Origin of the sequence: Paenibacillus sp. 2TAB26 (genome assembly GCF_052115145.1) — a bacterium.
Classification (GTDB): domain Bacteria; phylum Bacillota; class Bacilli; order Paenibacillales; family Paenibacillaceae; genus Pristimantibacillus.
The window spans coordinates 353,468-359,587 of sequence record NZ_JBFRGC010000001.1 but is presented as its reverse complement, the minus strand read 5'-3'; the positions used below and the strand labels follow the sequence as shown (position 1 = coordinate 359,587).

Genomic DNA, 6,120 nt, shown 5'->3' with positions numbered 1-6,120 from the left:
GGTCCATCTATAAGTGATAGATTGCTCCATCTTTCCCGATTCRRTCATGCGACCAWATCGCGTATCCGGTATTAGCATTCGTTTCCGAATGTTATCCCAGTCTTATAGGCAGGTTACCCACGTGTTACTCACCCGTCCGCCGCTAAGCATCAGAGGTGCAAGCACCYCATCAACTCCGCTCGACTTGCATGTATTAGGCACGCCGCCAGCGTTCGTCCTGAGCCAGGATCAAACTCTCCAAATTGGTGTTTGACTTGCTCAATACTTAACTAGCTATTTTAAAACATTATCGGATCGACGTGATCCATTTGTTCAGTTTTCAAAGAACTTGTTTGTCACATTTTGTCGTGACAAGAAATGATATTATCATCTTCGTCCAACGTTGTCAACCGTTTGTTTCACAAATGTTTGTGAGTCATTCAATTGTTTGTCCATGTCTCAGAAGCGACAAGAAATAATATATCACTTACGCAAACAGAATACAAGTTGAAAAAAATGACAATTACAATTTATTTTAACGCACTCATTATTCTGATTTATGGATAGTAATCCATCATCATTTAACTAAAAACAAAAGGAACTATTCCTCAAGGTCTATAACCTTAAGGGACAGCTCCTTCTTATTAAAGCATTCAAAACAATGCTTTGAATGACGTCTTATTACTATATAACGGTTTCACCCAAAAGGCGCAATAACTCAGCTTCCTCTTCTATAACAGTAATACCAAGCTCACGAGCTTTCGTCAGCTTGCTTCCTGCGCTTTCGCCAGCTACAACAAAATCTGTTTTCTTAGATACGCTGCCCGAGATTTTGGCTCCGCAAGCTTCGAGCAGCTTCGCAGCTTCATCCCTAGACATCGTCGGCAGCGTACCTGTAAGTACGACTGTCTTCCCGCTGAATACACTATCATTTCTCGCAACCAGCTGCTGTTCCGCTTCAGCTTTCACACCTAGCTCGCGCATTCTGGCAATACTCGCAATAATAATGGGATCTTGAAAAAATCCAACGATGCTCTCAGCAACAATACCGCCAACATCCGGAAGCGTAATAAGTTCTGCAGCTTCCGCCTGCATAATAGCATCTAGATTTCCATAATGATCAGCCAGCATTTTCGTTGTTGCTTTGCCCGTGTTCGGAATGCCAAGAGCAAATAAGAATGACGCCAGCTCTCTATCCTTGGATTTTTCAAATGCGGCAAGCAGCTTGAGCGCCTTCTTCTCACCGAATCGTTCGAGTCCAATCAGATCATCGTAAGTAAGTGCGTACAAATCAGCAGGATCACGTACTCCGCAATCTTTGTATAGCTGTTCTGCTGTCATGACGCTGAACGTATCGATATCCATTGCATCCCGAGACGCGAAATGAGTGATCCGGCCGATAATTTGCGGCTGGCAGCCCAGCTTATTATTGCAGAATAGGTGAGCTCCCCGCTGCTCGAGCTCCGTTCCGCATGATGGACATACCGTTGGAAACACAATTTCTTCACCAGGCACATCATCGGCCTTGCCCAATATTTCTGGAATAACATCATTTGAGCGGCGAATCGTAACGAGTGTCCCTAGTGCGAACTTGAGGTTTTTGCGTTCAATATCGCCAATATTATTGAGCGTACAGTTTTGTACAGTAACACCAGCGAGCTCAACAGCCTCGACGCGCGCGACTGGGGTTATTTTGCCGGTACGGCCAACCTCCCAAGACACGGCTTCGAGTACTGTTGCTGCTTCCTCCGCTTCGAACTTAAAGGCAACCGCCCAGCGAGGGAATTTATCCGTATAACCGAGTGCTTCCCGCGTCCGCATATCTACAACCTTGATTACAGCACCATCAATGAGGAAATCCAGCTGCTCCCGTTTTTCTGTTACACGCAGCAGCTCTTCTTGAACCTCTTCGATCGTATTTTGATACGTTACATATGGATTCACCTTAAAGCGGTTGTCGTTCAGAAACTTCTGCATTTCATGATGATCTGCAAAAGAAACTCCGTCAGCGTAGCCGACATTATAGAAAAATGCGTTCAGCTTCCGCTCGGCTGTAACCCGCGGATTAAGATTGCGCAGTGCGCCTGCTGCGGCATTCCGTGCATTTTTGAGCGGTTCAGCTGCCGTTTCATTATATTTGGCGAGCACCGAAAGCTGCATAATGCCTTCTCCCTGCACTTCAACAATACCATCAGCCCATGGAATTGTGAGCGGAACAGAACGTATCGTTCGAACCTGCTGCAATATCCCTTCGCCAATCGCACCGTTTCCGCGCGTAGCTGCTTGAACCAGCTGTCCATCCTCGTAGGTCAGATTCAGGGTCAAGCCGTCAAACTTCAGCTCAACGACATAAGTAGGCTGCGGCAAAGGCTCTTCTTCCGGATGTTTTGCATTATAATCGGCGACTGCTTTAAGCAATCTTGTATTCCACGAAAGCAAGTCTTCCGTATTTTGAGCTTTATCCAAACTCCATAAACGAGCACGGTGTTTGTACGGCTCAAAACCTTTGAGCAAATCGCCGCCTACTCGCTGTGTCGGCGACTCAGGCAAAAGCACGCCCGTTTCCTTCTCCAAAGCGACAAGCTCATCATAGAGCTTGTCATAATCCGTATCATTTATTGTAGGCTGATCAAGCGTGTAGTAGCGATAATTATGCTCTGCAATGATCGCAACAAGCTGCTGCATTCTCTCTAATTGAGCGTTCACGGAAGGCTCCTCCTTCTAATCGTCAAAAATGGCTGATCAACCTTATACTTTTGTTATCGGGGCAAAGCCGGCAAGCAATCGCTTGATACCAACCGGAGCCGGGAATGCGATGTTAAGCTCCATATCCTTGCCCGTCCCTTTGACGGAGACGATAACGCCAATTCCCCATTTGCCATGCGACACGCGGTCGCCTGACGCAAATGTTCCAGGCGCAGCATCGCCCGCCGCGCTGCTCCCCTGAGCCGCCCGAGCGGCTTCCTGCAGCGGCGTGCTGACACGCACGCCGCCTCCTCTGCCGCCCATCGCGGCCGGGCCCGTTCCCCCCATACCTGGGGAACGGCTGCCTGCACCGGGCGCACCGCCAGCTGGCGCGCGACCGGCAAACCCGCGGCTCGCGCCTTGCGCAGCCGCACCAGTACCGCCCGTGACGCTAACGCCGCTGCGAGTGCCCACGCTTCCACGTGAATAACCGCCGCTGCCGCTAGAAGCGCCTTCTCTTACGCTCTCTGGTATTTCCTGCAGGAAACGCGAAGGCATGTTGCTGCTCGTACGGCCAAACAAAGTCCGCATCCTCGCACATGTCAGATAAAGCCGCTTCTCCGCGCGGGTAATCCCTACATATGCAAGGCGCCGCTCCTCTTCAAGMTCTTCATTATCAGCAAGAGCACGGCTATGCGGAAATACGCTCTCTTCCATGCCGATAATGAAAACGACAGGGAACTCAAGTCCCTTAGCACTATGCATGGTCATCAGCGTGATCGCATCTTTATTCTTCTCTRCTTCTTCTTCATCCTTGTTCAAGGAATCGATGTCGGCTATGAGTGCCAAATCAGTTAGGAACGCCACGAGCGTCCGATCCTCATTGCGCTTCTCAAAATCCATCGTCACCGACAGAAACTCATCGATATTCTCAAGACGCGCCTTCGACTCCAGCGTGTTCTCTTGATGCAGCTCCATCCGGTACTGCGACAGCTCCAGCACCTTCTCTGTAAGCTCCGTTACCGATAGATATTCAACCATCCTTGTAAGATTGTCGATAATCTCATAAAACTCGCGCAATAGCGTCCGTGTCCGAGCATTCACCTCAACCTCGCCGAGGTTGTTCAATACACGGTAAATGGAAGTGCCTCTTCTCGCAGCTTCATCCGCAAGCTTGCCAACCGTTGTATCCCCAATCCCCCGCTTCGGCACATTAATGATACGCACCAAGCTTATATCGTCATCCGGGTTGGAAACGAGCTTCAAATATCCGAGCAAGTCCTTAATCTCTTTGCGATCGTAGAACTTAATGCCGCCAACGATTTGATAAGGAATATCCGATTTAATCAAAATTTCCTCTATCACCCGCGACTGAGCATTGGTACGGTATAATATCGCATGATTGGCAAATTTATAGCCGTTATTCACATTTTTGCGAATTTCCCCAGTTACAAAATATCCTTCATCATGTTCAGTATCTGCCTGATAGAGTGCAATGAGATCGCCCGCGCCTTGATCCGTCCATAACTTCTTCGGCTTGCGCCCTGTATTCAGCTTAATAACCGCGTTTGCTGCATCGAGAATATTTGCTGTTGAACGATAGTTTTGCTCCAGCATGATCGTCCGCGCCTCTGGATAATCGCCCTCAAAATTCAAGATGTTCGTAATGTCAGCTCCACGCCAGCGGTAGATGGACTGATCGCTGTCACCTACTACGCATATATTATGATGTTTATCCGCAAGCATGCGGGTCAGCATATATTGTGCTCTGTTCGTATCCTGATACTCATCCACATGAATGTATCTGAACTTGTTCTGATAAAATTCAAGCACCTCTGGTACATCTTTAAACAGCTGAATCGTCATCATAATAAGATCATCAAAATCAAGTGAGTTATTGCTTCTCAGCTTTTTCTGGTATTTCGTAAACACTTGGGCAACGATGCCCTCAAAATAGTCGCCGACCTTTTGCTCGAATTGCTCCGGCGTGATCAGCTCATTTTTCGCTCCGCTTATTGCAGCTTGAACCGCTTTCGGCTCAACCTTCTTCGTATCGATGTTCATGTCCTTCATACAGCCGCGGATAACCGACAACTGGTCCGAAGAGTCCAAAATTGAGAAGCTGGATGTAAAACCGATCCGATCGATATCTCTTCTGAGGATACGCACGCACATGGAGTGGAAGGTAGATACCCAAATGTCCCGCCCTGATGGTCCAACAAGCGCACTGACCCGGTCCTGCATCTCTCGTGATGCTTTATTCGTAAAGGTGATGGCCAAAATACTCCATGGCGCCACACGCTTCTTTTCTATTAAGTAAGCAATTCGATGTGTCAGAACGCGAGTCTTGCCGCTGCCCGCTCCTGCCATAATCAAAAGCGGCCCGTCAGTCGCTTGAACAGCATCACGCTGCGGCGGGTTCAGCTTCTGTACCGCCTGCTCGATACTCATATAATTCAACATGCTCAGACTCCTTTGTTCGCATATGTTCGCCTCTCACCAGTGTAGACAACGGCTACCGCTGTGTCAATTTGAGAATATAGGAATTAGCTTGAATTATGACAGAAAGTATGTCAACGCTATAAACAAATAAAAGCATCTGCCGTTCTGTCCCATTGTCACCTATGTGCAACAGGATCAGATACAGCGAATGCTTTTTTTCATTGAGACCATGGATATAGGCAAAACAGGAACAAATCAGACATTCTTAACAGCTGCCACTGTCGATAACGCTGCTTCAAGATCACTGTATATAATGTTTCCTACAACGACGGTATGAGCAGCTTCAGCCGCTTGACGAGCTTTGTCTGCATTGTCAATTCCGCCGCCATAAAATACCCGTGYTTGCGTGGCTGTCATTCTTGCCCGCTTCACCAGCTGCATATCGCCGAATCGTCCGCTATATTCCAAATAAACAACCGGCAGGCGCATCAACCGATCAGCCATTCGCACATGTGCGGTGAGCTCTGCTTCTGTCAGCTCCGTTTGCGCACCCGTAACTTTTGCAGCAGTAGCCTCTTCATTCAAAATGATATAGCCTTGCGCCGCTGTTTCCTCCCAAGGAACGAAGGAGCCATATTCTATTAGCCCCTCGGTTTGCCGTCCGTTAATCCACTCTGCTCTGCTCGTATTAAGGACAAGCGGTACAAAATAGCCGTCGAAGCCGGGAACCGCTCCCTCTAAAGTAGAAACCTCCAATGCACAGTCCACCGCATACCTGCGAATTCGTGCCATAAGATCCACTGTATTCTCAAAAGTAACGCCGCTGGAGCCTCCGACAATAATCGCATCTGTACCCGAGGTACAAATCGCGTCAAGCTGCTCATCGGAAATTTCTCGATCAGGGTCGAGCTTAAATACATGCCTCCAGCTTGAAAACCAAACCTCATTCATGAATGATCACGCCTCGCTTTGTCATAAATCAATTGTCGCATAATTGCTTTCCTTCTATGCTAT

At 48.2% G+C, this 6,120-nt stretch carries 3 protein-coding genes and 1 rRNA gene; all 4 read right to left on the bottom strand.

All coding sequences use genetic code 11. The annotated features are described in order from the left end of the window. Positions 1–244, bottom strand: a 16S ribosomal RNA gene (locus AB4Z50_RS01490); the annotation flags it as partial. A gap of 419 nt (positions 245–663) precedes the next feature. Further along, the gene (gene ligA, locus AB4Z50_RS01485) at positions 664–2,664 is read right to left on the bottom strand and encodes an NAD-dependent DNA ligase LigA (RefSeq protein ID WP_441874854.1); all 2,001 of its coding nucleotides are present in this window, start codon (positions 2,662–2,664) and stop codon (positions 664–666) included. Positions 2,665–2,727: 63 nt separating this feature from the next. Continuing rightward, positions 2,728–5,127, bottom strand: a complete 2,400-nt coding sequence (gene pcrA / locus AB4Z50_RS01480; protein ID WP_441874829.1) for a DNA helicase PcrA — start codon at positions 5,125–5,127, stop codon at positions 2,728–2,730. A gap of 234 nt (positions 5,128–5,361) precedes the next feature. After that, a complete protein-coding gene (locus AB4Z50_RS01475; RefSeq protein WP_441874827.1) occupies positions 5,362–6,057 on the bottom strand; it encodes a heptaprenylglyceryl phosphate synthase in 696 nt (231 codons plus the stop codon). Between the last annotated feature and the right edge of the window lie 63 nt (positions 6,058–6,120).

Bases quoted from the DNA above. Each gene is read 5' to 3' on its own strand.
- ligA (WP_441874854.1), bottom strand. From the start codon at position 2,664: ATGCAGCAGCTTGTTGCGATCATTGCAGAGCATAATTATCGCTACTAC.